Genomic DNA, 26,924 nt, shown 5'->3' on the forward strand with positions numbered 1-26,924 from the left:
CTTGATAACAAGAAAAAAGTCCGACATTAGAAAATCAGGTGAGGATAACAAACACAAGCGAGAAAATATGACAGGCTCTAGAAGTGGGAGAGCGGAATATCTTACTGAGATATTCCGCCCGTCAAGATTTCATCTCTTTTCTCTCTAAAAGAGAATGAAGGTGGTGCCTCACTCCACGTGTCGCCCTGTGTTTGATAAGGTCCGAAGACGAGTATCATGATGTTGGACGGTAGGCACCTTACTCTGGCGTCATTCCTGGCTTATGTGGTATGTTCCCACCCATATTGTGGACCGACATAAAAAGTTGAATGAGCAACTGATTTATATAATGCATAACGCGTGCCAACTTTTAAATAAAAACATTAACCAATTGAAAATAAACAAAAAGTAAAAATACATCCATGGTATTTTATTTACATCTCTCTTTTAGAGAGTCATAAAGCAACCAAGCTGTCTCCATATCCAGACAGAGTTACCTGAAATTTTATAAATATTTATATTTCAACAAGTTAAGTGTCGCCAAAAAGAGACAAGATAATAACTAAGTGTCGTCATTTTTACACAATAAAAAATAATACCTTTATTATCAATACAATAAAGCCTCTCGCAAAGTAGAGGCTTTATGTAATGACTCCTAAGATAATTTACCGCTAATTAATCAAACTGCTTCCTTGCATTACGGAATAATCGCATCCAAGGGCTATCTTCACCCCAGTTGTCTGGATGCCAAGAGTTACTGACTGTTCTAAACACACGTTCAGGGTGAGGCATCATAATAGTTGAACGTCCATCTCTTGTTGTAACAGAGGTGATCCCTTTTACTGAACCATTAGGATTTAATGGATATTGTTCTGTTGGTTGACCATAATTATCAACAAAACGTAATCCCACTAAATTTTGTTTCTCTAATTGTGCCAATTGTTCAGCATGACGAAACTCTGCAAAACCTTCCCCATGAGAAACAGCAATAGGCATTTGTGAACCCACCATGCCTTGTAGCAATAACGATGGGCTTTCTGTCACTTTAACCAAACTAAAGCGAGCTTCGAAACGTTCAGAACGGTTGCGAACAAAACGAGGCCATAAATCCGCCCCCGGAATAAGTTCAGATAATGTTGACATCATTTGACAACCATTACAGACACCAAGCGATAAGGTATCTTGTCGTTCAAAGAATTGAGCAAATTCATCTCGTAAACGAGAATTGAATAGAATAGATTTAGCCCAACCTTCGCCCGCACCTAATACGTCACCGTAAGAGAATCCTCCGCACGCCACCAGCACATCAAAATCACTCAATGAACGTCGTGACGAATGTAGATCACTCATATGAACGTCAATAGCATCAAAACCAGCTCGGTCAAAAGCTGCCGCCATTTCAACATGAGAGTTAACACCTTGCTCTCTTAGTACAGCAATGCGAGGGCGACTTCCTGTTGCAATATAAGGAGCTGCAATATCTTCGCTTGGATCAAAGGTTAAATGCACGTTTAACCCCGGATCATTGATATCCTGTTTTGCCTGATGTTCTTCATCAGCACACTCAGGGTTATCGCGTAAACGTTGCATTTGCCATGTTGTTTCAGCCCACCAAAGACGTAGCGTACTGCGTTTCTCATTATAAACTTCAGTTTCACGACTTTGAATTATAACGGCATCATCTTGTGTTGCTTGACCTAAATAGTGTAAGCAATCAGCTAAACCGTATTGTGTAAATAATGCTTCAACTACATCTTGATGCTCAGCGCTAATTTGGATCACACCACCTAACTCTTCATTAAAGAGTCCCGCTAAGATATCTTCATCATAAGCACTAATATCAACATTTAACCCACAGTGACCGGCAAATGCCATTTCTGCAAGAGTGACAAATAAACCTCCATCAGAGCGATCATGATAAGCCAACAATTTGCCTTCATTGACCAATTGTTGCATCACATTAAAGAATTGTTTTAGCTGTTCTACATTACGAAGATCTGCGGCTTTTTGACCTAATTGGCGATAAACTTGTGCTAAAGCTGTTGCACCTAATGCGTTATGTCCATTACCCAGATCAATCAGATATAAACGGTTACCTGATTGTGTCGATAATTCAGGTGTTACCGTTTTACGAACATCTTCAACACGAGAGAATGCAGTAATGACTAAAGAGAGTGGAGAGGTAACTTCTTTATTTTTTCCATCTTTATCCTGCCAACGTGTTTTCATTGACATAGAGTCTTTACCAACAGGAATGGTGATACCTAACGCTGGGCATAACTCCTCACCAATAGCTTTCACCGCGTCATACAAACCAGCATCTTCACCAGGATGCCCCGCTGCTGACATCCAGTTAGCGGAAAGCTTAATACGATTAAGTGATTGTACATCACTACCGGCCATATTCGTTAAGGCTTCACCAACTGCCATACGTGCAGATGCAGCAAAATCTAACAGTGCGATTGGCGCTCGTTCACCAATAGACATTGCCTCACCATAATAGCTATCTAATGTTGCTGTGGTAACAGCACAGTTAGCAACAGGAATTTGCCAAGGGCCAACCATTTGATCACGAGCAACCATGCCTGTTACAGTGCGGTCACCAATGGTAATTAAGAAGGTTTTTTCAGCCACGGTAGGTAAATGAAGCACTCGATAGACTGCATCTTTTAAATTAATATCTTTACGATCTAGATACTCACCTTCTGTTTTTTGTGATTTCACATCACGTAACATTTTAGGTGCTTTACCTAATAATATGTCTAATGGCATATCAATAGGTTTATTATCAAAGTGTGTATCGTTTAATACTAATTCACGCTCTTGTGTTGCTTCACCAATTACGGCATAAGGTGCTCTTTCACGCTGGCATAATGCATCAAACAGAGGCATTTTTTCTGGTGATACTGCCAACACATAACGTTCTTGAGATTCATTACACCAGATTTCAAGTGGGCTCATTCCTGGCTCATCATTTAAAACATCACGCAGTTCAAAACGACCACCACGACCACCGTCATTAACTAATTCAGGCATCGCATTAGAAAGACCTCCTGCCCCTACATCATGAATAAATAAGATAGGGTTATCGTCACCCAACTGCCAGCAACGATCGATAACTTCTTGGCAACGTCGCTCCATTTCTGGATTGTCACGTTGAACAGAAGCAAAATCTAAGTCTGCATCAGATTGCCCTGAAGTCATAGAAGAAGCCGCGCCACCACCCAGACCGATGTTCATCGATGGGCCACCTAATACGATCAACTTAGCGCCAACAGTGATCTCCCCTTTTTGAACATGATCTTCACGAATATTACCAATGCCACCAGCTAGCATAATTGGTTTATGGTAACCGCGAATTTCAACACCATTATGGCTATTAACTTGTTCTTCATAAGTTCTGAAATAGCCTAGTAATGCAGGACGACCAAATTCATTATTAAATGCCGCACCACCTAATGGTCCTTCAGTCATGATATCTAATGCATTTACAATACGTTCTGGTTTACCAAAATCTTCTTCCCAAGGTTGTTCAAATCCTGGAATACGCAGGTTAGATACTGAGAATCCAACTAAACCCGCTTTAGGTTTCGCACCACGCCCCGTTGCACCTTCATCTCGAATTTCACCACCAGAACCTGTTGCAGCTCCCGGCCAAGGTGAAATTGCTGTTGGATGGTTATGTGTTTCCACTTTCATTAAGATATGTACGGGTTCTTGATGATAATGATAATGCCCTTTTTCAGCATCAGGATAAAAACGTCCAGCAACCGATCCTTCCATAACAGCCGCATTATCTTTATATGCTGACATGACATAATCAGGAGTTTGCTCAAACGTATTTTTAATCATTTTAAATAATGATTTATCTTGCGCTTTACCATCAATAATCCAATCTGCATTAAATATTTTATGGCGACAATGTTCAGAGTTGGCTTGTGCAAACATATAAAGTTCAACATCAGTTGGATTACGAGCTAAACGATTAAAAGCATCGACTAAATAATCAACTTCATCATCAGCAAGTGCTAATCCCATTTCAATGTTTGCTTTAACAAGCGCATCTTTGCCTTTAGCAAGCACATCTATCGTTTTTAATGGTGCTGGCGTTTGCTCCGCAAACAGTGTATTCGCATCTTGATAATTTAAGAAAATGGTTTCCATCATTCGGTCATGAATCAAACCATAAAGCTGTTGCCATTGTGTTTCTGTCATCGTATCGCCTTCAATAAAGTAAGCGATACCACGTTCAATTCTGATCACCTTGGATAAACCACAGTTATGTGCAATATCTGTTGCTTTAGAAGACCAAGGTGAAATCGTTCCAGGGCGAGGTGTCACCACTCGCATTTCCCCAATAGGCTCATGCTCTGTTAATGAAGGCCCGTAATGCAATAATTGGCTTAATTTAATGTGGTCATCTTCAGATAACTGCCCTTCCACTTTTGCGAAATGAACAAATTCCGCATATATACCTTGTACAGGAAGGTCATTTTCCTGACATTGAGTGAGTAATTTATTAATACGAAACGCGGATAAAGCGGGGGAGCCACGCAGGATTTCCATAGTATTGAGTTCTCTCTTTTAGCAGCTAGCCTGATCAATCATTCAGGGGAAACGCGCCTAGTATAATAGAATAACCGCCCAGACGAAACCGTTTGCGTGAACAAAATAACGGCATTTAACTTAGTGTGTTTTAATGATTAATTGGTGTAATCAAGTTGCGTATTGCCAATATGTTAAGCAAAATGCTCGATTACTGGAAATTTATCCATGTTAAGATAACGATTTTACACACAACAACAAACAACGTTAACGAGAAATAACCTATTGAATAATATAAGGATAAACTATTTCGTTATCGTTATCATAGCGCTCTTTTCAGCGGCAATTATTGCGTTGAATATTACTTGGCCCGATAGGCAAAAAGCGCAGATAAATAAGATTTTATCTCGTGGTGAGTTAAGAATTAGTACGATGCCGTCACCATTGATAACGATGAACGATAAAAAGGACCCCGTAGGTTTCGATTATGAATTAGTGAAACGCTTTGCTGATTATCTAGGCGTGAAGCTTGTCGTTAATATGCGGACAAATATCAACCAAATGTTTGATGATCTGGAGAATAATAAAGCAGATTTTATCGCAGCTGGATTACTTTATAACAAAGAGAGATTAGATACGACACGTAGTGGGCCTGCTTACTTTTCAGTATCTCAGCAATTAATTTACCGTAAAGGAACATTAAGGCCACGTAGCTTTGATGCTTTAGATGGGCGCCTTGTCGTCACGGCAGGTTCGGCCCATGCAAGCTTATTGCGTACACTAAAAGAAACGCAATACCCTGAGCTTGAGTGGGAAGAATCAGACAATCAAACAACCTCTCAGCTACTTGAAGCGTTATCAGAAGGCAAAATTACCTATGTTTTAGCCGACTCAATCAGTGTTGCAGTACAACAACGCATTCACCCTAATGTTGCCGTAGGATTTGAGGTGACTGAAAGCCGCCCTCTGACATGGTATTTACCTGATAGCGAAGATAATAGTTTGTATGCCGCTATGCTAGATTACTTTAACCAATTATCTCAAGAAGATGTATTAGCACGATTGGAAGAAAAGTATTTTGGTCATGTAGGTTCATTTGATTACTTTGACACTATCTCTTTTATTACTGCAATTGATTCCATTTTGCCAAACTATCAGCCTCTTTTTGAGAAATACGCAGATACCTTTGATTGGCGATTATTAGCAGCAATGGCATGGCAAGAATCACACTGGGATCCTCATGCAACGTCACCAACAGGTGTTAGAGGTCTGATGATGCTAACACGCCCTACTGCATCAAGTATGGGAGTCACTGATAGGCTTGATCCAGAAGAAAGTATTCGCGGCGGTGCTCAATATCTTAAACATCTTCTTTCTCGTTTACCGGAGTCTATTCCTGAAGATGAGAAAATTTGGTTTGCATTAGCCGCCTACAACATGGGATTTGGTCATATGCTTGACGCCAGAAGGCTGACCGAACAACAAGGCGCAGATCCTGACAGTTGGTTAGATGTAAAATCAAGATTACCGCTACTTAGCCAGAAGAAATACTATGTTGACCTCCCTTATGGCTACGCGAGAGGACATGAAGCTTATCGCTATGTTGAGAATATTCGTCGATATCAACTGAGCCTCGTAGGCTATCTCCAAGCTAAAGAGAGTAAAAACAAGATCCTATCTAAAGACAAAGAAAGCAATGAAGGTACGGATCATGAGACATCATCATTAACATTATCTCAAGAATCATCTCATCATTAATGATGTACTACATACTGTTCAGCCTCTTTTATAGAGGCTTAATCTAGACTTAACACATTTATACTGCTATTTCTGATATTCCATAGCTAATTTTCTCCTCTCTACATCCCTTAATATTTTCTTAATATTAAAAGTTGTTACATTTTCTCTTACCTTTATTTAACTAAAATTGGAAAAAAATCGTGTTAAGAAATGGTAACATTCATTAGTTAAAGCACTCACCAAATGAGTAAAACGCATCAAAAATAGCCCAATAAGTCTTTTTTTGACTATCAGAATAGGTGAAATATAAGAAAAAATTAACTTAAATACGTAGGAATTATCTCATCAGTTATTATTCATTTTATGATTATTCTTTTTAGAAAACTTTTTTCGTGATAAGAATTAACCTGATATTTATATTATTAACATATAACCCTTTGAATTGTATGTATTATGATAATCTATAATTGATTTTATTAATTTTCTTAAAGTAATGTTAATAATATCAATTCCTATAAAGTTAAAACAATGTTAATTGTATTGTCTATTAAATTTATCTGCCTGATAAACTTTTTTACCCATAAATTGAGTAATAAAATGAATAAATCTATATAAAACTCTATTAATGTGGAATAGGCCAGATTAAATCTGAAATTTGCGGAAACTAACAAAACGTTATATCAAATAGAACGCCTTTGTTGATATCATATAAATCAGTCATTATTCGAAACAACTCGAAATATAATGCAAATCAATTTTTATATTCCGACATTAATATTATTTTTTCATAAATAATAATACGCACGATCTTCAAGGGATTATCTATAATGAAACTGAGTAAAATTGCTTTAGCTGCTGCTTTAGTATTTGGTATTAATTCTGTTGCAACTGCTGAAACTTCCACACCAAAAATTGGCGCAACTAAAGGCGAAATTCAATTAAAAGGTGAAATTGTTAATTCAGCTTGTGGATTAGCAGCTTCTTCAAGTCCAGTTATTGTTGATTTCAGCGAAATCCCAACATCTGCATTAGCGAATATGCAAAAAGCGGGTAACGTTAAAAAAGATATCGAACTACAAGACTGTGATACTACCGTAGCAAAAACAGCAACTGTTAGCTATACACCAAGCGTTGTTAATGCAACAAACAAAGATTTAGCTTCTTTCGTTTCTGGCTCAGCTTCTGGTGCAGGTATCGGTTTAATGGATGCTGGTAGCAAATCAGTTAAATGGAATACAGCAACAACACCAGTACAATTAGTTAATGGTGTTTCAAAAATTCCATTCGTTGCTTACGTTCAAGCTGAATCAGCAGACGCAGCCGTAACTCCGGGCGAATTCCAAGCCGTTATCAACTTCCAAGTTGATTATCAGTAATCATTTTATTTATTTAAATTAATTAAATAATAAATTACTGCATTAACGCAGGGGATTTCCTCTGCGTTAAATTTGATAAAACACTTCAATTTAATAAAAAATAAAAATAAAAAGTAATTAAATAAATATTCATTATTTAATTAATTAGTTTCTATTTAATTAATAATTAGGCGTTTATTCATGTTAATTTCTTATTTTCACAGCACAATATGGAAAAACATTTGTGCCATTTTGCTATTGTGCTTAGCGTTTTTCGCTCAAGCCGAGCAAGATGATTCTGTGGAATTTAACATTCACATGTTAGATGCTGAAGATAGAGATAATGTCGATCTGTCTCGCTTTGCGACTTCTAATTACATTATTCCTGGTATGTACTACCTGGATATTCGCATAAATGGACGGGATTTCCCTCGCCAAAATATTAATTATGTTGAAGTAAAACCTAATTATTCTGTTGCTTGTATTGACCCTTCTCTTCTAAAAAAATTAACCATTAACAAAGAAAATCAAAAATTTATCGAAGAGATTTCCCCTGATTGTTTCAATATCAATCAATTACCTGGTATATCCATCAAAAATGATGGCGGTATTCTTGATATTATTATTCCTCGTTCATTAATGAAATATGAAGATGCAGACTGGACTCCTCCCGAATTATGGGATCCGGGTATATCAGGGATATTACTTGATTATACCTTAACAGGAATATCGACACGTCCTAATAAAGGTAACAATAACAACTCGCTGACAGGCTATGGGCAAGCGGGTATTAATTTTGGTGAATGGCGTTTACGCGCTGAATACCAAGGAAATTATTCCTCTGAATACTCATCAAACAATAGTTTTGATTGGAATCAGATCTACGCCTATAAACCACTGCCCGATCAAGCTGCTAAATTAACGTTAGGTGAAACGTATTTAAATTCCCAAGTTTTTGATAGTTTTCGTTTTACGGGTGCCAATATCCAAAGTGATGAAAGAATGTTACCGCCATCTTTGCAAGGTTATGCACCAGAAATTCATGGTATTGCAAATACCAATGCTAAAGTTACCGTGACTCAAAATGGTCGCTTAATTTATGAAACCACAGTTCCTGCTGGCCCTTTTATTATTAAACATTTACAAGATACGGTACAAGGTCAATTAGATGTCAGAGTGGAAGAACAAAACGGCAAAGTAAACGAATTTCAAGTACAAACAGCTAACTTACCTTATATGACACGCCCTGGTTCAGTGCGTTATAACACATCCATCGGCCAGCCATCGCTCAATAACCATAAAATGCAGGGCCCTGTTTTTTATCAAGGTGATTTTTCATGGGGTATGAACAACACATGGTCGCTGTATGGTGGTGTTTTATTAACCGCTAAAGATTACAATGCGTGGTCATTAGGTTTAGGTCACGATATGGGGCGTCTAGGTACGCTTTCTGGTGATGTTACTCAATCTTATAGCCAAACCTATGATGATAAAAATATCAACGGAATGTCATTCAAACTTAACTATGCTAAAACATTCGATGAATACCATAGTACAATTACTTTTGCGGGCTACCGTTTTTCAGAGAAAACATTCCGGTCTTTTTCTCAATATATTGATGAACGTTACAACGATATTAATAGCAATGGTTATGAAAAAGAGATGTATACCATTACTGGTAACAAAACTTTCTGGGCTGATGATATTGAGAAATCGACAACGCTTTATCTTTCTTATCGTCATCAAAATTATTGGGATAAAAATACACAAGAGCAATATGGTGTAACGGTAAGTCGTAACTTTTCTATTATGGGCATAGAGCAGGTTAATACTAACTTGTCTGCATTTCGTACTCAGCATAAAGGAAATACTGATGACAGTGTTTCTTTCAATATTTCAGTTCCATTAGGCAGTGGCAAAAATATAGGTTATAGCCTGCAAGATAATAACGGAAAAGTGAACCAAATGGCCTCTTATTCTGATAATAGCAATTATAACAATTTGTGGCGTATCCGTGCGGGATTAAGTTCAGATCATAAAGCCAATACTGATGGTTATTATCAACACCGTTCGCAATATGCAGAAATTAATGCCAATGCAAGCTATCAACAAGATAATTATGTTGCGGTAGGTGCGACCGTGAAAGGCGGATTTACAGCAACTCGCCATGGGGCTGCATTGCATAGTAGCAGCATGACGTCCAGTACAGCTCGAATGATGGTTGATACAGATGGTGTTTCAGGTGTGCCGTTTAACAACCAAAGTACGACAACAAATCTATTTGGCATTGGGGTACTCACTGACTTAACCAGCTATAACAACGTTGATGCACGTATTGATGTTGATAAAATGGACTCAAATATTGAAACACATAAAGCCATCACCTCCACAACATTAACTGAAGGAGCTATTGGTTACTACACATTCCCAGTGCGTCAAGGTGAACGTCTAATGGCTATCTTGCAAACAGCTAATCAAAAATACCCTCCGTTTGGTGCTGAAGTCACTAATAAAGATGGTGAGAATATGGGAATGGTGATGGAAGAAGGCCTAGTTTATATTGCGGGCGTTAACCTCAATGAATCATTAAACGTGATCTGGGGTGGTAAAACCCAATGTACGATTACGATCCCGGCAGCAATTAACGATCCACTAAAACGCGAATTGTTATTATGTCAGGGATTTTAATGAACAAAATGAATTACTAGAGATAAATGTATGAACTCATTCAACACACTTAAAACACTTTTTTGCGGTTCACTACTTGCATTAAGCATGGTGAATATAACACAAGCAGGTGTGTCATTAGATAGAACACGGATCGTGTTAACTGGTAATGAAAATTCAGCCAGCGTAAATTTAAAAAATACGAGCCCTGATATTCCATTTTTGGCTCAATCATGGGTTGAAAATGAGCACGGGCAAAAAATTGCCTCTCCTTTAGTAGCGCTTCCTCCTTTACAGCGTCTTGATGGTGACCAAAAAGGGGTTGTGAGAATAACCAAAACTGCAGAAATTGGGCTTTTGCCACAAGATAGAGAATCATTGTTTTATTTAAACGTTCGTGAAATTCCACCAGCACCAAAACAAGCGAATGTATTACAAATGGCAATGCAGTCACGAATTAAATTATTCTATCGACCTACGGCTATTATTCCTGAAAAACCGGGCATGGTTTGGCAAGATCAGTTGGTATTTAAAAAACAAAAAAATCAATTCATCGCAGAAAATCCAACACCTTACTACATCACTATTATTGGTCTTTCGAATAAATTAAATGGTGAAGATAGTGATAAATTAACTACATTCCCTGGTTTAATGATTGCACCTAAATCATCACTGGAAATTCCCGTTAAAACCAGTAACGTCAATCAATTTTATATGATGTATGTAAATGATTATGGTGGACACCCTGAATTGAAATTTGTTTGCCAACAAAACAGCTGCAAAGTGGCACCGAAAGAACAACAACCAAAATATTAATTAACTTGACGCCGGTAGGAATAAAATGAAACCAACTACAGCAAGTTTTTATTTCAATACGCTAAAATTATTTTTTACTGGCGCAATATTATGTACTCCAATGGTGGTATCCGCTTATATTCATGGTGAAGTTCGCACTGTTGGAGGACCTAATATTTTTAGAGTTGAGTTAAATAACACAACATTTCCTAATAACAGACCCGGCGAAACAGCCACAGTAAATTTTTCTTTGCCTGATAGATATTTAGCAACAGTTTATTGCCCTAGAGATCCCTTAGTTCCGAATTCTCGCACCTATTATATGGCGAATTCTGACCTACGCTATTTAGGTAATAATTACTATGAACTTAATGAATACGTCGATGTTCAGATCAAGTTTTCTATTTGGGGCCCAGAAACACTTCCTACGGTTCCTTTTATTGAAAAACCTAACAATCGAAATGGGCAACAAGGTTGTCGCGTTCCTGAATCACCAAAACCTAACATGTCGTCAGGAAGTAGCGGTGTATTAGTATTTCGCCTGAAAAAACCAATTATTAATGGGGTTTCATTAACGGGGCAAGCTGTAGCTCAAATGTATGCCCGTGTCGGTAATGGCTTATATAAAGACTATGGTCCTGAACCAATCTCAAAATTAGTGATTAACTCAGGAATATTAACCACAGAAGATAGATGCATATTTAATAATGGCTCTCCAATTACCTTTGATTTTGGCAATGTTGGCAATACTTCTGACTATTTGAATGGTCAAAACTATAAGATCACGCGCAATATTCCAATAAAATGTGAAGGTGGTAGTTTTACTAATCCTAACAGCCGAATTATGTTTAAAATTCAAACAGGAAGCTCAGGTGTCGCTAGCTTTAACCCGAATTATCTTGGCACAACAGGACCTGTAGATAGAACAAATCTGGGTATTGTTTTAAGAGACAAATCAGGAGCGATAGTACCGCCTAATAAATATTTTTCTGTCGGGAAACTGAATAATTTTAAAGGTAATTGGGAAGTCACTGCGGCTCCTATTGCAAAAGCAGGAAGCAAAATTACTGAAGGTGAGTTTTCAGCACATGCCACATTAGTTGCGGAGTTTATGTAATGGTAAATCCAATAATAAAATCTGCTATTTCTCTTTTATTGTTACTATCACCTTCTGTCTTTGCTGCGACAGAGCTTATTGGTGGTGATATGGAATTTAAAGGTGTTGTGGTTGCACATGGTTGTACCATAATTGCTGGTGATGAAAATAAGGTAATCGATTTTAAGCAGATATCCGCAAAAGATCTCTATACCTTTCAAAAAAGTGAACCCGTTGCTTTTAGTATTAGTTTAGAAAATTGCAGCCAAGATATTTATAAAAGTGTCACAATTACACTTGATGGAAAAGAGCATCCAACTATGCCAAATCATCTTGCCGTTGTTGGAACAGGATCTGAAGATCCTAAAAGTATCGGGATTGTATTTACCGATGTGCAACGCAATGTTATTCAATTAAAAAAGCCGAGCACAACTCGACTTCTTAATAATAAACGTATTCAGTTTAATTTTATGACATATGTTGAGGCATCACCTTCTGCGCTGAAAAATCAAACATTGCTAACAGGCCCTTTCCAAGCACAAGCAACCTATACCCTTAATTATCAGTAAACAGATATTTATTCTTTTGTTGCTTGTTCTGTATTTACTAAAACAGAGCTATTTTTTTGCTTTTTAAGTTGTTTTTTTTCAGCCCTTCTCATCTTAAAAAATTGGCTTAAAAGCTGTGAACACTCTTCACCTAATACACCTGACGTTATCTCAACTTTATGGTTCATTCCGGGATGCTGTAAGATATCAATAAATGAACCAGCTGCACCTGTTTTTAGATCAGATGCACCATAAACAACGCGTTTTACCCGGCTATGCACAATCGCCCCAGCACACATTACACAAGGCTCGAGAGTAATATATAGAGTAGCATCAAGGAGTCGATAATTCTGCAAATGCTTCCCCCCCTTGCGTAATGCCATAATCTCTGCATGTGCTGTAGGATCATTATCGATAATTGAATGATTCCATCCCTTAGCAATGATTTTATTATCGACGACTAATACAGCGCCTACCGGTATTTCACCGATCTCTTGTGCTTTGTGCGCTTGCTCAATCGCTTTATTCATCCAATAAATATCATCTTTAACTTTATTCACAAGGATATCTCTTCATTATCATATAGCGGGCTATTGTACCCTGTTTTCTATTGATAACTAAAGAGATTGCCTTGAATTGTTTATGACAAAAATAGCCAAATATAACTTTAATTTACACGAGCCTCTGTTGCTAATTTAATCGCTAAAGCCCCTAAAATTGTTGCCATAAACCAACGTTGAATTAATGCCCAACGTGGTCTTTGCATAAAAAATCCAGCTATTGAGCCCGCAGCAATAACAATCAAGGCATTCACTGCAATACTAATAACAATTTGGATACTACCAAGGACTAATGACTGATTTAATACGCTGCCATTTCCAATGGTTATAAATTGAGGTAGAAGTGAAAGGTACATCAATGCAATTTTAGGATTGAGAAGATTAGTGACAAATCCCATCACAAAAAGCTTTGTCGTATTACCTGAAAGGAGTTTTTTTGGATGAAAGATAGAGCGACCACCGGGTTTAATAGACTGCCAAGCAATATAAAACAGATAAATTGCACCACAAATTTTTAAGATATCATAAGCATAAGGCACTGCCATAAAAATTGCAGTAATACCAAATGCAGCTAATAACATATAAAAAATATAGCCAACAGCCACGCCGATTAATGAAATAAACCCAGCTTTTTTCCCTTGAGAGATTGAGCGTGATATCAGGTAAATCATATTAGGGCCCGGTGTTAGTACCAAACCCAAGGACAAAATCGCAAATGTCCACATATTAAACAGTGTTGGCATGACGTACCCCTTATGTTATTGCGTTATTTAACATCAATAACAGGGTATTAGATGTGCTGAATACCACAAAACATACTCTTTAGTGTTAATACCAATGTTTAGACTATTATTCACATAATCTGATAGATCATTTGAGTGATGTTACTTTAGGAAATCCCTTATAAATGGTAATCTTACTTTCTTTGCTTCATACCTAAAGCAAGAAGATTGGGCGATATCTCCATTAAAATGATAAAGCACGACTTTATCGGATATAGCGACACAAAACTGATAGATGGTAACATATAAGTGCAAGATATAAGTTACTGAAATTTAATAATTTATATATTAAGTGACTGATATGGCTTTACTAATTACGAAGAAATGCATCAACTGCGATATGTGTGAACCAGAGTGCCCAAATGATGCTATTTCAATGGGGGATGATATTTATGAAATTAATCCTGATCTTTGCACTGAATGTGTAGGGCATTACGATAAACCAACTTGTCAATCGGTTTGTCCGATTACTAACACGATCATCATTGATCCTACTCATACTGAATCTCAAGATGAATTATGGGAAAAATTTGTGTTGATCCACCACGCAGATAAGATCTAAACCTTACTCCATGATTTTGTGGGTGATAAATCTAAGAGAGCTATTTTTCTAAACTATTTCTCTAAAATAACTGTCGCACAGGCATAGCGCTGTTCATCAGCAAGTGTCACGTGAATAGAGTTTATCCCCGCTTTCTCTGCCATCTCTTTTGCAACCGCTAAAAAATGCAATGTGGGTTTGCCTAATTCATCATTACGCACTTCAAAATGATTAAAAGCTAATCCTAAACGAATACCTGTTCCTAATGCTTTTGCCGCAGCCTCTTTTACTGCAAACCGCTTAGCTAAAAAGCGTATTGGCTGTTTATGGGATTGATAAATTTCCCATTCTGCATTAGTAAGAATGCGACGAGCAAGGCGTTCACCAGAACGCCCTATAATTTCTTCGATACGTGATATTTCAACAATATCCATACCTAAACCAACAATAGCCATTAGCGACGCGCTTCTCGCATTAAACGTTTCATTTCTTCAACTGCGGGCGCTAAACCACTAAATACAGCTCTCCCAATAATGGCATGACCAATATTCAGTTCATACAATTCAGGTAAAGCAGCAATGCGCTGTACGTTGTGATAATGCAAGCCATGCCCTGCATTCACTTTTAAGCCTTTAGATGCAGCATAAGTCACAGCATCACGAATACGTACAAATTCTTTTTCTTGAGCCATTTCATCTTCAGCGTCAGCATAAGCGCCAGTGTGGATCTCAATAAAAGGTGCGCCAACACGATCCGCTGCGTTAATTTGTTCATGGTCAGGGTCAATAAACAGAGAAACTTTAATACCCGCCAAAGATAAGCGTTTAATGGCATCGGATATCTTTTCTTCATTAGCAACAACATCTAATCCACCTTCTGTTGTTACTTCTTGGCGTTTCTCAGGCACTAAGCAACAAAAATCAGGTTGTGTCTGGCACGCGATCTCGATCATTTCTTCAGTGACTGCCATTTCCAGATTTAATCTTGTCTGAACTGTTTGGCTTATCAGCATTAAGTCACGGTCAGTGATATGACGTCTATCTTCACGTAAATGAATAGTGATACCATCAGCGCCCGCTTGTTCTGCAATAAAAGCCGCTTGAACAGGATCGGGATACGTTGTGCCACGGGCATTACGAAGGGTGGCGATATGGTCAATATTAACGCCAAGTAGAATATCAGACATGCTCTTCTCCTGAAAAATAACGTTGCATTACCTTAGTTTACACATTCCATAGAGAAGAAAAAGACAATATTACTGTTCTACTATCAATGCTCTTTTCTTTGGGGCTTTTTTAATAGCAAATTGCCTAAAAAGTTCTCTACTTTTTAATGGTTTTCCACCTAAATAGGGCTTTAATGCCATTCTAGTAAACCTTTTTGCCGCTTTTAATGTTTCAACAGTAGGAAATTCGCGACTGGCTAAGGATTTTAATTCAAATCCAGTAAAACTATTATGATCAACCACTAAACTTGCAATAAAACCTTTTTCTTCTCGATAACGATAAGTCATCGAATCTGAAACAGGCTCTCCACTTCCTGCACAATGCAAAAAATCTAAGCCATAACCAAGTTGGGTTAATAACGCCAGTTCAAAGCGTCTTAAGGCTGCTTCTGATGTAGTGTCGCTAGCTGCAAGAATTTGTAAGCAAGAAAGATATTCAAAAAAAAGCACACTGTAAGAAGTGCCATTTTCCAAAACACGAGACAAGAGTTCATTAAGATACAGACCACTATAAAGAACAGAGCCTGTTAATGGTAAAGCTAAAGAGATAGGTTCAGCATCACGAAGGGTTTTAACTTCTCCTCGCCCACTCCAACGAATGAGCAAAGGAGTAAAAGGTTGAAGTGCCCCTTTTAAGGGTGAACGACGGCCTCGCGCGCCTTTTGACAATATGCGTACTCGCCCTTCATTTTCAGTGAAAAAATCGAGTAATAAACTCGTTTCACTGTAAGGGCGAGCATGGATAACGAATGCACGTTGCCAGCCATCCACTTCAGTTACCTACTTTAAATCGTCCACATAGCCAAGGCTACGTAAAGCACGTTCATCATCAGCCCAGCCAGCTTTAACCTTCACCCAAAGTTCTAAGTGAACTTTGTTTTCAAATAGGTCTTCCATATCCATACGGGCTTCGGTACCAATTTTCTTGATTTTTACGCCTTTATTACCAATAACCATTTTTTTCTGGCCTTCTCGTTCAACCAGAATTAATCCGTGGATATCGTAACCACCGCGTTCATTAGTAACAAATTGCTCAATTTCAACAGTGACAGAATAAGGTAATTCTTCACCTAAGAAACGCATCAATTTCTCACGAATAATTTCTGATGCCATAAAACGTTGAGAGCGATCAGTAATATAATCTTCAGGGAAATGATGAATAGCTTCTGGCAGACATTTACGAACAATTTTTGCAATCGTATCGATATTCATGTCTTTTTCTGCACTAATTGGTACAACATCAAGAAAATCCATTTGTTGGCTTAAAAAGCCAATATGTGGAAGTAACTTGGTTTTATCAATGACGTTATCCACTTTATTAATTGCTAATAAAACAGGGCAACGCAATGATTTTAATTTGTTTAATACCATTTCGTCGTCAGGCGTCCAGTTGGTGCCTTCAACAACAAAAATCACCAGTTCAACGTCACCAATCGAGCTACTTGCTGCGCGGTTCATTAGTCTGTTGATAGCTCGCTTTTCTTCAATATGCAAGCCCGGTGTATCAACATAAATCGCTTGGTAAGCACCATCAGTATCAATACCCATGATACGATGACGCGTTGTTTGCGGTTTACGTGATGTAATAGAAACTTTCTGCCCCAATAATTGGTTCAGTAGTGTTGATTTTCCCACATTTGGGCGACCGACTATCGCAATAAATCCGCAATAGGTTTGTTCTTCGCTCATTCAAGCTCCAGTTGTATTAATGCCTGTTCAGCAGCGGCTTGTTCAGCTTTTCGACGGCTTGTACCCATCCCTTTGACAGGTTGATCGATACCGCTTATCTGACAATGGATCGTAAACTCTTGGTCATGGGCTTCACCGCGAACCTGCACCACAATATAAGATGGTAGTGGTAGATGGCGCCCTTGCAGATATTCTTGCAGACGAGTTTTAGGATCTTTTTGCTTATCGCCCGGGCTGATTTCAGCCAAACGATTCTCATACCATTTTAAAATAATCTTTTCGATATTTTGAATATCACTATCAAGGAAAATAGCACCAATTAAAGCTTCCACCGTATCCGCTAAAATTGATTCTCGGCGGAAACCGCCACTTTTTAATTCTCCAGGGCCTAAACGCAGACATTCACCTAGTTCAAATTCACGCGCTAATTCAGCGAGTGTATTACCACGAACAAGCGTTGCTCTCATTCGGCTCATATCCCCTTCATCAACACGAGGAAATCGATGATAGAGCGCATTAGCAATAACATAGCTCAGAATTGAATCACCTAAAAATTCTAAACGTTCATTGTGTTTGCTACTTGCACTACGATGCGTCAAAGCCTGTAGTAATAATTCATTTTGCGTAAAAGTATAGCCCAGTTTCTTTTGTAACTGGTTTACTAATAAAGTATTCATGTGCGATCAAGTTCCATAACTTAATTTGAAGCACACGCAACAAATCTGTTTAAGACAACGAGAAATTATCGGGTTGGATAACAGAACTGTTGCGTTTGCACTGGCTCCTGTGAATAACAGGAGCCAATCATATTTAAAGAAGTGGCATATTCTACACTGAGATAGAAAGGAATGCTGTAGCTATTTTGTCAATAGTTACTTGATGCCACCGATACGACTGAGACGAACACCTGTAGGCCATTCATTCTCTTGTTTTTCAAAACTCATCCAAATCGTTGTCGCTTTACCGACTAAATTTTTCTCTGGCACAAAGCCCCAGAAACGACTATCAGAACTCCCATCACGATTATCCCCCATCATAAAATAATGATCTTCAGGAACAATCCAAGTACCAACAGGTAATCCTGGTTGGATAAACTCAGGCATCGTCATATCACCAGGTATCGTCATAATACGGTGAGAGACTTTTCCTATTGTTTCTACGCGTTCTTCTTCACGTAATTGAGTTGCTGTTGAAATAGGATCTTCAATTGGGATTGATTTCATGCCATTTATACGCTGGCCACCCGGTACATTTTGTAACAACAACGTCCATTCACTTGGATAAGCGGTACCATAAGTCACCGAAATCTCATCGTTGCAAATCGCTTTATTACAATTTGGGTAGATATGTATTTTTTTCGACATCATATCATAAACAATTTTATCGCCCGGTAACCCAATAACACGTTTAATAAAGTCAGTAGAAGGATCACGAGGATATTTAAAGACAGCAATATCACCTCGTTTTGGCTTTCCTGTATTTATTAACGTTGTTTGTGTTATTGGATCTTTTAATCCATAAGCAAACTTTTCAACCAAGATAAAATCACCAACCAATAAGGTTGGCATCATGGAGCGAGAAGGTATTTGAAACGGCTCATACACAAATGAACGCAAAACCAAAACAATAATCAATACTGGGAAAAGAGAACCCAAGGTTTCAGCCCAGCTTGGCTTATTGATTGATTTTGCTAACTCTTGCTGATCCTCGGTCCCTTGCGTCATCTCTTGAAGACGCTTTAGTTTTGCTTTTCGGGCTGGCTTGAGCTTAAAGCGCTCAATTCCCCAAAAAACTCCCGTTATTAGCGTTGCCAGTGTTAGGATCAAGGCAAACGTGTTAGCCATGTTTTCTCCTTAAATTATTTATCTTTACCAACATGAAGGATGGCTAAAAACGCTTCTTGCGGTAACTCTACGTTACCAATTTGCTTCATACGTTTTTTACCATCTTTCTGTTTCTGTAACAGTTTTTTCTTACGGCTAACGTCACCACCATAACATTTGGCTAATACGTTTTTACGTAACTGTTTAACAGTTGAACGAGCAATAATATGGTTACCAATTGCCGCTTGAATAGCGATATCAAACTGTTGGCGTGGAATAAATTCTTTCATTTTTTCCACCAATTCACGTCCACGATAAGGTGCATTATCGTTATGTGTAATCAATGCTAATGCATCAACACGATCACCGTTTATTAAGACATCAACACGCACCATGTTAGAACCTTGGAAGCGGATAAAGTTATAGTCTAAAGAGGCATAACCGCGTGATGTGGATTTTAATCGGTCAAAGAAATCTAAGACCACTTCAGCCATCGGAATTTCGTAAGTCAATGAGACCTGATTACCATGATAGACCATATTGGTCTGAACACCGCGTTTTTCGATACATAAAGTAATTACATTACCTAAGTATTCTTGCGGTAATAACATATGACATTCAGCAATAGGCTCTCTGATTTCTTCGATATTATTCAGTGGCGGTAATTTAGACGGGCTATCCACTAATACAATATCACCATTCGTCATTTCAACTTCATAAACAACGGTTGGTGCTGTTGTGATCAGGTCAAGGTCATATTCACGCTCTAAACGCTCTTGAATGATCTCCATATGAAGAAGACCCAAGAAACCACAACGGAAACCAAAACCTAATGCTGTTGAACTTTCTGGTTCATAGAATAATGATGCGTCATTCAGACTTAATTTGCCCAATGCATCACGAAATGATTCATAGTCGTCAGAGCTAATTGGGAATAAACCCGCATAAACCTGTGGCTTCACTTTTTTAAAGCCCGGCAATGGTTTATCTGCTGGTTTTTGTGCAGCTGTTAAAGTATCCCCAACAGGGGCACCTAAAATATCTTTAATACCACAAACAACCCAACCCACTTCACCACAATTTAATGATGTTGTATCAATTTGTTTTGGTGTGAAAATACCAATACGATCAATGTTATAAACTTGACCAGTACTCATCACCTTGATTTTATCGCCTTTACTTACTTTACCGTTTTTAACACGGATCAGTGAAACAACACCAAGATAGTTATCAAACCATGAATCGATGATCAGCGCTTGTAATGGAGCTTCAGGATCACCTTCAGGTGCTGGAATTTCTTTAACAAGACGTTCAATAACTTCTTTAACGCCTATACCTGTTTTTGCGGAACAACGTACTGCATCTGTGGCATCAATTCCCACGATGTCTTCAATTTCTTCAGCAACGCGCTCAGGTTCAGCTGCAGGTAAATCTATTTTATTTAAAACTGGAACGACGGTGAGATCCATATCCATCGCCGTATAGCAGTTTGCTAATGTTTGTGCTTCAACCCCTTGTCCTGCATCAACGACCAATAAGGCGCCTTCACAAGCAGCAAGTGAACGAGATACTTCATAAGAGAAGTCAACGTGTCCAGGGGTATCGATAAAGTTAAGCTGATAAACTTCACCGTCATCTGCGGTGTAATTCAAGGTTACGCTTTGCGCTTTGATTGTAATACCACGTTCACGCTCAAGATCCATAGAATCAAGAACCTGCGCAGCCATTTCACGATCTGATAAGCCACCACAAATTTGAATAATTCGATCTGATAACGTCGATTTACCGTGGTCAATATGTGCGATAATGGAAAAGTTACGTATGTTTTTCATTCTGAAATTATTTTTCTCTATTGCTTTGCTCTATAAATCTGGCTTTGGAGTCATTCATGGACACAAAGCGAAAACTCTATATTGCAGGAGTTATTATTGATGACGCATTCTACACACTAGAGACATTATACTCAAAGAAACGTTCATCAAACACAAACATTTATGCTAAGACCTACATTTATTTGTGATTTTTTTGAGGTAATTTCCAGATATCGAAGCGTGTTAATTTAAGATGAAAACGATAACGAAATTAGCCAAGCAAAAAATAATGGGGCCAATGCCCCATCTTTTTTATCTGCCAGCTACTCTTGAAATTGAACCTTAAGTTCATGAGGAGGAAGGCCTATTTGTAATATAACTGGCTCAAACCCTTCGTCTTTACTCCACCATGTTGCCACTTTTTTTGCTAATAAAAAACCAAGAAGGCCACCAGCAAGGCCACTACAAAAAATAGCAAATTCACTGGAAAACCAAAGGCTCGCAATGCCCGCAACAATAAATAGGCCAATAAGTGGCGTTAAGTACACCAACATAGCAGAAAGGAGTAAATTATTTTCGGGTATCCCTACTTCCACTTTTTGCCCTTCAACTAAAGGTTGTGCAACAGGAAGTTCGAGTTGATGAACAGTTTCGGGCCCTATTTTATTTAATAAATAAGAGCCACACGCAGCACGAGCTTGGCAACTACCACAGCCAGAAGAGGAACCGTAGCGCAATAACGCTCTTCCTTCATGCCAATGTATAACTGTTGCCCACTCTTTAACCATAACTTATACCTTTTACTTTTTCGTAAATACAACACTGTTAACTATCTTCTGTGCCGTAGAAAATGGTAATTGACCAATAAAGGTAATTTCATTGCCTTCTTTGTCATAGGTATAAATTGTATTACGACCATACCTTAACATTTTATCGCGTTCGGGCGAATTTGTTTGCTGACCACTTTTATTAACATAAATAGAGAAGTCAAATAAGCCATCACTAAATAAAATAGACTGACTAAACTCAGTTTCAGAAATCTGATGATTACTACGTTTTACTTCTTTGAAACCATCAGGTAACTCATTAACTGACCAGTTATAAACTAAAGATTTAGATTTAGGGATAAGTAATACTGGTGGCATATTCACAGTACGCAATGAATTCAATTTGGTTTCAACCTCATTGCCTTCATTCACCGTAATCACCCTAAATTGTTCAATAATGTCATTATTTTTATCTAAAAGATCCACTCTTAGAGGAAGATATCTTTCTTCATCAATAAACAGGACATAATCGTAACGGTCATTATTTTTTGATAGCACACGCACAACGCGACTTGGAATATCACCAATATGGGTTCTACCTGCATCGATAAAGTTATAATACCCTGATAACTCATTGAAATCTTGGTAGATAATAGCTGGGACATAGTCAACAATATGATCATTTCTCAAGCTAAAGGCATCTAACCCAGGCTCAAAATAGCTAATTTCATTACCACGTTGAACAATTTCACGACGTGTACTGTCCATTTGCATTAGCTGTGCAAGGGGTTTGCCATCAATAAGAGTATGACGATAGCGAATAGGAACAATACCTTGAGAATTGATATTGATAAAAGATAATTCATAGGTAGAAGTTTTACTTGTATGACCCATCTTTTGCAACAAAGCCTCGACACTACCTGTTTGAGGTTGTGCCAAGGCTTGTATCGACATTGACAGGCTGCCCACCAACAATAAGGCGGATAACCATGATTTTTTCATTACGACTGTTTTATTCCCACACGTTATTTATACATTCACGCCGTTATTATTGCTGTGCAGCTACCGGTTGAGTTACACCTTGCTCATTCCCAGATGCTTCATTTTGTGGTGCATTATAAATACGACGATCTAACTCGTACTGTTGCAACATTAAGCCAAGACGCTGATTGCGCTCTTGTAAACGTGTTTGCTGATCTTTGCCTAAAGTATCGTTTTGAAGATTTAAACTTACTGGTGCACCTGACCCCATAATAGGTTGGGTATTAAATACAGGTGTGTCTACTTGAAAATCTTCAGAACCATTCTTTCCATTATATTGCTGAACACCAACAATAACAGCTAATGAAACACAAGCCGCGACACCGATTTGAGTTAACTGACTTGCCCAAGGACGTAACGTTTGTAAAAAAGAGTGCTGACGCCATTGTGATGGCGCAGGTTGCTGCTCTCGTTGTTGTTCAGGACTTATGCGGACAGGCTCATTCTCTAAAGCGAGCGCAACGCGACTTGCGATATCAAAGTGGACTACTTCACCTACATCACCACGCATTGTGTCACGAATTAAATGGTAACGTTGCCATGTTTCCTTCATGGAGTCATCACGTGCAATTGTTCCCATTAATTCTTTATCAAGAACTTCGCCATCCATAAATGCAGAAAGTTTTTCTTTTTGCATGTAAAAGTACCCTTCAGTCAATGATGGTTCACCCACAATCAAAACTCTTGTATTAATGGTTGAACCTTATTATCAATAGCTTCTCGCGCCCTAAAAATACGTGAACGTACTGTTCCGACAGGGCAATCCATAATGACGGCTATCTCTTCATAGCTCAGTCCGTCAAGTTCCCGAAGTGTTATAGCAACCCTTAGATCTTCAGGTAATGACTCTATGGTGTGAAAAACCACTCTCCGTAACTCTTCAGACAACATTAAATTCTCAGGGTTCGAAATTTCTTTTAATGCGTTTGGTGATTCAAAATTTTCAACATCACTCGCATCTAAATCATTTGAAGGCGGACGTCGCCCTTGTGCCACCAGATAATTTTTTGCGGTATTCACCGCAATTCGGTAAAGCCATGTATAAAAAGCACTATCACCACGAAAAGAACCTATGGCTCGGTAAGCTTTAATAAAGGCTTCCTGCGAAACATCTGGCACATCACCCTGTGGTACATAACGGGAAATCAGGCTTGCTACCTTGTGTTGATAGCGGATAACCAGCAAATTAAACGCATTCTGGTCACCATTTTGTACCTTTTCAACCAACATTTGGTCCGTTAACTGCTCGCTCATTAGAGATGGACTCTCCCGAAGTCAAGCTTCGCACTATTTTTAAATGACTCCGTCATATTTACTCTCGTTATTCCTTCTCGTTTTTTATGAGCTACATGACTTAGAGCGTAAAAATAGTATGAAGTTCAATTCAATCATTATTTTAAGAGATGAATCACAAAAAAATTATCATGGTGATCACCAACCAATATGCAATTTGCCAATAAAGAAACGATAACACAATGATATTATTTAGATATATACGATTACTTACAACAATATATATTATCTTAAACAGTGTATTATTAAATATAGATTTAATAATATAAATAAAAGTCAGTTACCCAAGATTGAAACTTATCCGTGTAATGACCTTCATTATGACGAATAATAAGCTCTTCTATATTACATTCAATGCAACTTTCACTTTGTCTTTGAAATGCTAACAATATTCGATGGTAGGGTTTGTCCGCGCTATCTTTGATATTCACTCGCTTGACAATATTCCACTCTTTTTTTTCTGCTATTTCAATAAATTGTTCGCCAATAGCATAGGGCAACACAACACAAAATAAACCGTCGTCTGTAATAAGTGATTGTGCACTGTCCAATAATCCCTCATGCGTTAACGTTTTGGTATAACGCGCTTGTTCACGAACATCATTGCGACAAGCGATAGCAGGTTCAAAATAAGGTGGATTACTTACGATCAAATCATATTTATTTTTTATTTTCTCTGCATAATGATAAATATCATTATGATAAATGTGAATTAACGAATGCCATGGCGATCCTTGTGCATTTTCGGTCGCTTGTAATGCTGCGTTTTCATCAAGTTCAATACCATCAACACACTCGATTTGGTTAGCCCGTTGAGCTAACATTAAAGCAACTAACCCACTCCCCGTACCGATATCAAGAGCCCTTTTTACATTCTCGACGGGTGCCCAGGCTCCTAATAAAACGCCATCTGTCCCTACTTTCATTTCACACTTATCATGAGCAACAAAAAATTGCTTAAATGTAAAACCGCCTTTGCGTAATCCCGCTTTTTTCACTTTCTTTTGATTCATCTATAGGCTCTATTGATTCGTATTACTATCTCTTTTTTATTACTTATCATTCATGTCATTGAAAAAGAGATATATGGTATGATAACGCTTCTGCAACCCCTATCTTAACATTAAACTATTTGTATACGATGCGCGCTTATTTAGATTAAGCCTAAAAACAACGAATACCTTCGTCTATCGGTAATATATAATGTGATAGCGGTAAATCCGCTGGCTTTTAGCAGGGGATAATGTCAAAATCCGCGCCCTAAACAGAGGTATACAATGACAGCCACGACATTTTCTAGTCTTGAACTTGATGAAAGTTTATTGACCGCATTAGAAGAAAAAGGATATCAACGTCCTACTGCAATTCAAGCAGATGCTATTCCAGCAGCAATGGATGGACGTGATATTTTAGGCTCTGCGCCAACAGGCACAGGGAAAACTGCGGCCTTTTTGCTTCCGGCAATTCAACACTTGCTTGATTACCCACGTAAAAAATCAGGTCCGCCACGTATTCTTATCCTGACACCAACACGCGAACTTGCCATGCAAGTTGCCGAGCAGGCAAAAGAATTATGTGCGCACACTCATTTAGATATCGCCACTATCACGGGCGGTGTTGCTTATATGAATCACGCTGAAGTCTTTAGCGAGAACCAAGATATCGTTGTTGCAACAACAGGTCGTTTATTACAGTACATCAAAGAAGAAAACTTTGACTGCCGTGCGGTAGAAATGCTGATTTTAGATGAAGCAGACCGCATGTTAGATATGGGTTTTGCTAATGATATTGAAACCATCGCGGGCGAAACTCGCTGGCGCAAACAGACATTACTATTCTCTGCAACACTTGAAGGTAATGCCGTCATTGATTTTGCACAACGTATCCTTAATGAGCCCGTTGAACTGAATGCTGATCCTTCACGTCGTGAACGTAAAAAAATTCAGCAATTCTATTATCATGCTGATAATCTTGAACATAAAACAGCATTACTGGCCGCATTACTAAAGCAAGACGATGTTAAAAAATCGATTGTCTTTGTACGTAAAAGAGAACGAGTAAGAGAGCTCGTCTCTGCATTAGAAAAACAAGGTATTAAATGTAGCTATCTTGAAGGTGAGATGGCGCAAACACAACGTAATGATGCAATAAAACGATTAGAATCAGGCCAAATGAATGTATTAGTCGCAACAGATGTTGCTTCTCGTGGTCTTGATTTGGACGACATCACCCATGTGTTTAACTTTGATTTACCTCGCACTGCTGACGTCTATTTGCATCGTATTGGTCGCACAGGACGAGCTGGCCGCAAAGGTATCGCCATTTCATTAGTTGAAGCACACGATCACCCATTATTAGGTAAGATTGGCCGTTATGTTCAAGAGCCAATTAAATACCGTGTCGTCGCTGAGTTACGCCCAACCACTAAAGCACCAAGTCAAAAAGCAACGTTTAAACCATCTAAAAAAGTGCTGGCTAAACGTAAAGCGAAAAAAGACGAAGAGAAAAAAGCAGTTAAAGAAAAAGTACGTGCTCGCGATCGTAAAAATATTGGTAAGCGTCGTAAAACGGCAACCAATAGCACGACAAAAAGTACAGTGCCAATAAACTCAGCAAAAGAAACACTGACAGATAGCTAATAATCTGCATTATTTCTTCATTTATTTA

At 38.2% G+C, this 26,924-nt stretch carries 23 protein-coding genes; 8 read left to right on the forward strand and 15 right to left on the reverse strand.

Annotated features, from left to right (window positions below):
- Positions 1-654: 654 nt before the first annotated feature.
- Positions 655-4,545: a phosphoribosylformylglycinamidine synthase gene (purL, locus tag ABN256_RS06860; RefSeq protein ID WP_197268996.1), complete on the reverse strand. Its 3,891-nt coding sequence runs from the start codon at positions 4,543-4,545 to the stop codon at positions 655-657.
- A 264-nt stretch (positions 4,546-4,809) separates the two neighbouring features.
- On the opposite strand from purL, the gene mltF reads away from it, so the two are divergent.
- From mltF to ABN256_RS06890, 6 genes are all read left to right on the forward strand, one after another.
- Complete coding sequence (mltF, locus tag ABN256_RS06865) at positions 4,810-6,282, forward strand: membrane-bound lytic murein transglycosylase MltF (protein WP_349439286.1); 1,473 nt, start codon at positions 4,810-4,812, stop codon at positions 6,280-6,282.
- A gap of 809 nt (positions 6,283-7,091) precedes the next feature.
- Positions 7,092-7,640 carry a fimbrial protein gene (locus ABN256_RS06870; RefSeq protein WP_072068711.1) on the forward strand — a complete coding sequence of 183 codons (549 nt, stop codon included), beginning with the start codon at positions 7,092-7,094 and terminating at the stop codon, positions 7,638-7,640.
- A 180-nt stretch (positions 7,641-7,820) separates the two neighbouring features.
- Positions 7,821-10,307 carry a fimbria/pilus outer membrane usher protein gene (locus ABN256_RS06875; RefSeq protein ID WP_349439288.1) on the forward strand — a complete coding sequence of 829 codons (2,487 nt, stop codon included), beginning with the start codon at positions 7,821-7,823 and terminating at the stop codon, positions 10,305-10,307.
- 30 nt (positions 10,308-10,337) lie between these two features.
- Positions 10,338-11,102 (forward strand): fimbrial biogenesis chaperone, encoded by a 765-nt coding sequence (locus tag ABN256_RS06880; protein ID WP_197268993.1) that lies wholly within the window; start codon positions 10,338-10,340, stop codon positions 11,100-11,102.
- Positions 11,103-11,127: 25 nt separating this feature from the next.
- Positions 11,128-12,198: a fimbrial protein gene (locus ABN256_RS06885; protein ID WP_197268992.1), complete on the forward strand. Its 1,071-nt coding sequence runs from the start codon at positions 11,128-11,130 to the stop codon at positions 12,196-12,198.
- Complete coding sequence (locus ABN256_RS06890; RefSeq protein WP_197268991.1) at positions 12,198-12,746, forward strand: fimbrial protein; 549 nt, start codon at positions 12,198-12,200, stop codon at positions 12,744-12,746. The genes ABN256_RS06885 and ABN256_RS06890 overlap by 1 nt, the downstream gene beginning before the upstream one ends.
- Before the next feature lie 8 nt (positions 12,747-12,754).
- Here the strand turns inward: ABN256_RS06890 and tadA are convergent, their stop codons facing one another.
- Together tadA and ABN256_RS06900 are read right to left on the reverse strand one after the other, a co-directional pair.
- Complete coding sequence (tadA, locus tag ABN256_RS06895) at positions 12,755-13,285, reverse strand: tRNA adenosine(34) deaminase TadA (protein WP_197268990.1); 531 nt, start codon at positions 13,283-13,285, stop codon at positions 12,755-12,757.
- Positions 13,286-13,392: 107 nt separating this feature from the next.
- Positions 13,393-14,028: a LysE family translocator gene (locus ABN256_RS06900; RefSeq protein WP_197268989.1), complete on the reverse strand. Its 636-nt coding sequence runs from the start codon at positions 14,026-14,028 to the stop codon at positions 13,393-13,395.
- Positions 14,029-14,368: 340 nt separating this feature from the next.
- Here ABN256_RS06900 and ABN256_RS06905 point away from each other — a divergent pair, with 340 nt between their 5' ends.
- Positions 14,369-14,629, forward strand: a complete 261-nt coding sequence (locus ABN256_RS06905; protein WP_072068718.1) for a YfhL family 4Fe-4S dicluster ferredoxin — start codon at positions 14,369-14,371, stop codon at positions 14,627-14,629.
- Positions 14,630-14,682: 53 nt separating this feature from the next.
- Here ABN256_RS06905 and acpS read toward each other — a convergent pair whose 3' ends face one another.
- The 12 genes from acpS to trmN all read right to left on the reverse strand — a co-directional run bounded on the left by acpS (position 14,683) and on the right by trmN (position 25,270).
- Positions 14,683-15,063, reverse strand: coding sequence for a holo-ACP synthase (gene acpS / locus ABN256_RS06910; protein ID WP_072068719.1), 381 nt, complete (start codon positions 15,061-15,063; stop codon positions 14,683-14,685).
- On the reverse strand, positions 15,063-15,794 hold the full coding sequence (gene pdxJ, locus ABN256_RS06915; protein ID WP_072068720.1) for a pyridoxine 5'-phosphate synthase: 732 nt from the start codon (positions 15,792-15,794) through the stop codon (positions 15,063-15,065). The genes acpS and pdxJ overlap by 1 nt, the downstream gene beginning before the upstream one ends.
- A gap of 69 nt (positions 15,795-15,863) precedes the next feature.
- The gene (recO, locus tag ABN256_RS06920) at positions 15,864-16,604 is read right to left on the reverse strand and encodes a DNA repair protein RecO (protein WP_072068721.1); all 741 of its coding nucleotides are present in this window, start codon (positions 16,602-16,604) and stop codon (positions 15,864-15,866) included.
- A 9-nt stretch (positions 16,605-16,613) separates the two neighbouring features.
- Entirely contained in the window at positions 16,614-17,522 is a 909-nt protein-coding gene (gene era / locus ABN256_RS06925; RefSeq protein ID WP_036935334.1) for a GTPase Era, read from the reverse strand.
- Positions 17,519-18,199 carry a ribonuclease III gene (rnc, locus tag ABN256_RS06930; RefSeq protein ID WP_072068722.1) on the reverse strand — a complete coding sequence of 227 codons (681 nt, stop codon included), beginning with the start codon at positions 18,197-18,199 and terminating at the stop codon, positions 17,519-17,521. The genes era and rnc overlap by 4 nt, the downstream gene beginning before the upstream one ends.
- Before the next feature lie 195 nt (positions 18,200-18,394).
- Positions 18,395-19,366 (reverse strand): signal peptidase I, encoded by a 972-nt coding sequence (lepB, locus tag ABN256_RS06935; RefSeq protein ID WP_196553819.1) that lies wholly within the window; start codon positions 19,364-19,366, stop codon positions 18,395-18,397.
- Positions 19,367-19,380: 14 nt separating this feature from the next.
- Positions 19,381-21,177 (reverse strand): translation elongation factor 4, encoded by a 1,797-nt coding sequence (gene lepA, locus ABN256_RS06940; protein WP_115350079.1) that lies wholly within the window; start codon positions 21,175-21,177, stop codon positions 19,381-19,383.
- Between the two features lie 302 nt (positions 21,178-21,479).
- Positions 21,480-21,944 (reverse strand): SoxR-reducing system protein RseC, encoded by a 465-nt coding sequence (gene rseC, locus ABN256_RS06945; protein WP_072068725.1) that lies wholly within the window; start codon positions 21,942-21,944, stop codon positions 21,480-21,482.
- 12 nt (positions 21,945-21,956) lie between these two features.
- The gene (rseB, locus tag ABN256_RS06950) at positions 21,957-22,925 is read right to left on the reverse strand and encodes a sigma-E factor regulatory protein RseB (RefSeq protein ID WP_072068726.1); all 969 of its coding nucleotides are present in this window, start codon (positions 22,923-22,925) and stop codon (positions 21,957-21,959) included.
- Positions 22,926-22,971: 46 nt separating this feature from the next.
- A complete protein-coding gene (gene rseA / locus ABN256_RS06955) occupies positions 22,972-23,601 on the reverse strand; it encodes an anti-sigma-E factor RseA (RefSeq protein ID WP_241253958.1) in 630 nt (209 codons plus the stop codon).
- Between the two features lie 38 nt (positions 23,602-23,639).
- Positions 23,640-24,218: an RNA polymerase sigma factor RpoE gene (rpoE, locus tag ABN256_RS06960; protein ID WP_023581594.1), complete on the reverse strand. Its 579-nt coding sequence runs from the start codon at positions 24,216-24,218 to the stop codon at positions 23,640-23,642.
- A gap of 296 nt (positions 24,219-24,514) precedes the next feature.
- Entirely contained in the window at positions 24,515-25,270 is a 756-nt protein-coding gene (trmN, locus tag ABN256_RS06965) for a tRNA(1)(Val) (adenine(37)-N(6))-methyltransferase TrmN (RefSeq protein ID WP_349439291.1), read from the reverse strand.
- A 264-nt stretch (positions 25,271-25,534) separates the two neighbouring features.
- Here trmN and srmB point away from each other — a divergent pair, with 264 nt between their 5' ends.
- Positions 25,535-26,896, forward strand: coding sequence for an ATP-dependent RNA helicase SrmB (gene srmB / locus ABN256_RS06970; RefSeq protein ID WP_196553821.1), 1,362 nt, complete (start codon positions 25,535-25,537; stop codon positions 26,894-26,896).
- The last annotated feature ends 28 nt before the right edge of the window (positions 26,897-26,924 follow it).

Source organism: Proteus sp. fly-1008 (genome assembly GCF_040140305.1).
Classification (GTDB): Bacteria; Pseudomonadota; Gammaproteobacteria; order Enterobacterales; family Enterobacteriaceae; genus Proteus; species Proteus vulgaris_B.

Coding starts and splice junctions, on each gene's coding strand:
- ABN256_RS06905 (WP_072068718.1), top strand. CDS start 14,369: ATGGCTTTACTAATTACGAAGAAATGCATCAACTGCGATATGTGTGAA.
- lepA (WP_115350079.1), bottom strand. CDS start 21,177: ATGAAAAACATACGTAACTTTTCCATTATCGCACATATTGACCACGGT.
- purL (WP_197268996.1), bottom strand. CDS start 4,545: ATGGAAATCCTGCGTGGCTCCCCCGCTTTATCCGCGTTTCGTATTAAT.
- ABN256_RS06870 (WP_072068711.1), top strand. CDS start 7,092: ATGAAACTGAGTAAAATTGCTTTAGCTGCTGCTTTAGTATTTGGTATT.
- rseA (WP_241253958.1), bottom strand. CDS start 23,601: ATGCAAAAAGAAAAACTTTCTGCATTTATGGATGGCGAAGTTCTTGAT.
- lepB (WP_196553819.1), bottom strand. CDS start 19,366: ATGGCTAACACGTTTGCCTTGATCCTAACACTGGCAACGCTAATAACG.
- pdxJ (WP_072068720.1), bottom strand. CDS start 15,794: ATGTCTGATATTCTACTTGGCGTTAATATTGACCATATCGCCACCCTT.
- ABN256_RS06900 (WP_197268989.1), bottom strand. CDS start 14,028: ATGCCAACACTGTTTAATATGTGGACATTTGCGATTTTGTCCTTGGGT.
- ABN256_RS06875 (WP_349439288.1), top strand. CDS start 7,821: ATGTTAATTTCTTATTTTCACAGCACAATATGGAAAAACATTTGTGCC.
- era (WP_036935334.1), bottom strand. CDS start 17,522: ATGAGCGAAGAACAAACCTATTGCGGATTTATTGCGATAGTCGGTCGC.
- rpoE (WP_023581594.1), bottom strand. CDS start 24,218: ATGAGCGAGCAGTTAACGGACCAAATGTTGGTTGAAAAGGTACAAAAT.
- rseC (WP_072068725.1), bottom strand. CDS start 21,944: ATGGTTAAAGAGTGGGCAACAGTTATACATTGGCATGAAGGAAGAGCG.
- acpS (WP_072068719.1), bottom strand. CDS start 15,063: ATGGCTATTGTTGGTTTAGGTATGGATATTGTTGAAATATCACGTATC.
- trmN (WP_349439291.1), bottom strand. CDS start 25,270: ATGAATCAAAAGAAAGTGAAAAAAGCGGGATTACGCAAAGGCGGTTTT.
- srmB (WP_196553821.1), top strand. CDS start 25,535: ATGACAGCCACGACATTTTCTAGTCTTGAACTTGATGAAAGTTTATTG.
- rseB (WP_072068726.1), bottom strand. CDS start 22,925: ATGAAAAAATCATGGTTATCCGCCTTATTGTTGGTGGGCAGCCTGTCA.
- ABN256_RS06890 (WP_197268991.1), top strand. CDS start 12,198: ATGGTAAATCCAATAATAAAATCTGCTATTTCTCTTTTATTGTTACTA.
- ABN256_RS06885 (WP_197268992.1), top strand. CDS start 11,128: ATGAAACCAACTACAGCAAGTTTTTATTTCAATACGCTAAAATTATTT.
- rnc (WP_072068722.1), bottom strand. CDS start 18,199: ATGAATACTTTATTAGTAAACCAGTTACAAAAGAAACTGGGCTATACT.
- ABN256_RS06880 (WP_197268993.1), top strand. CDS start 10,338: ATGAACTCATTCAACACACTTAAAACACTTTTTTGCGGTTCACTACTT.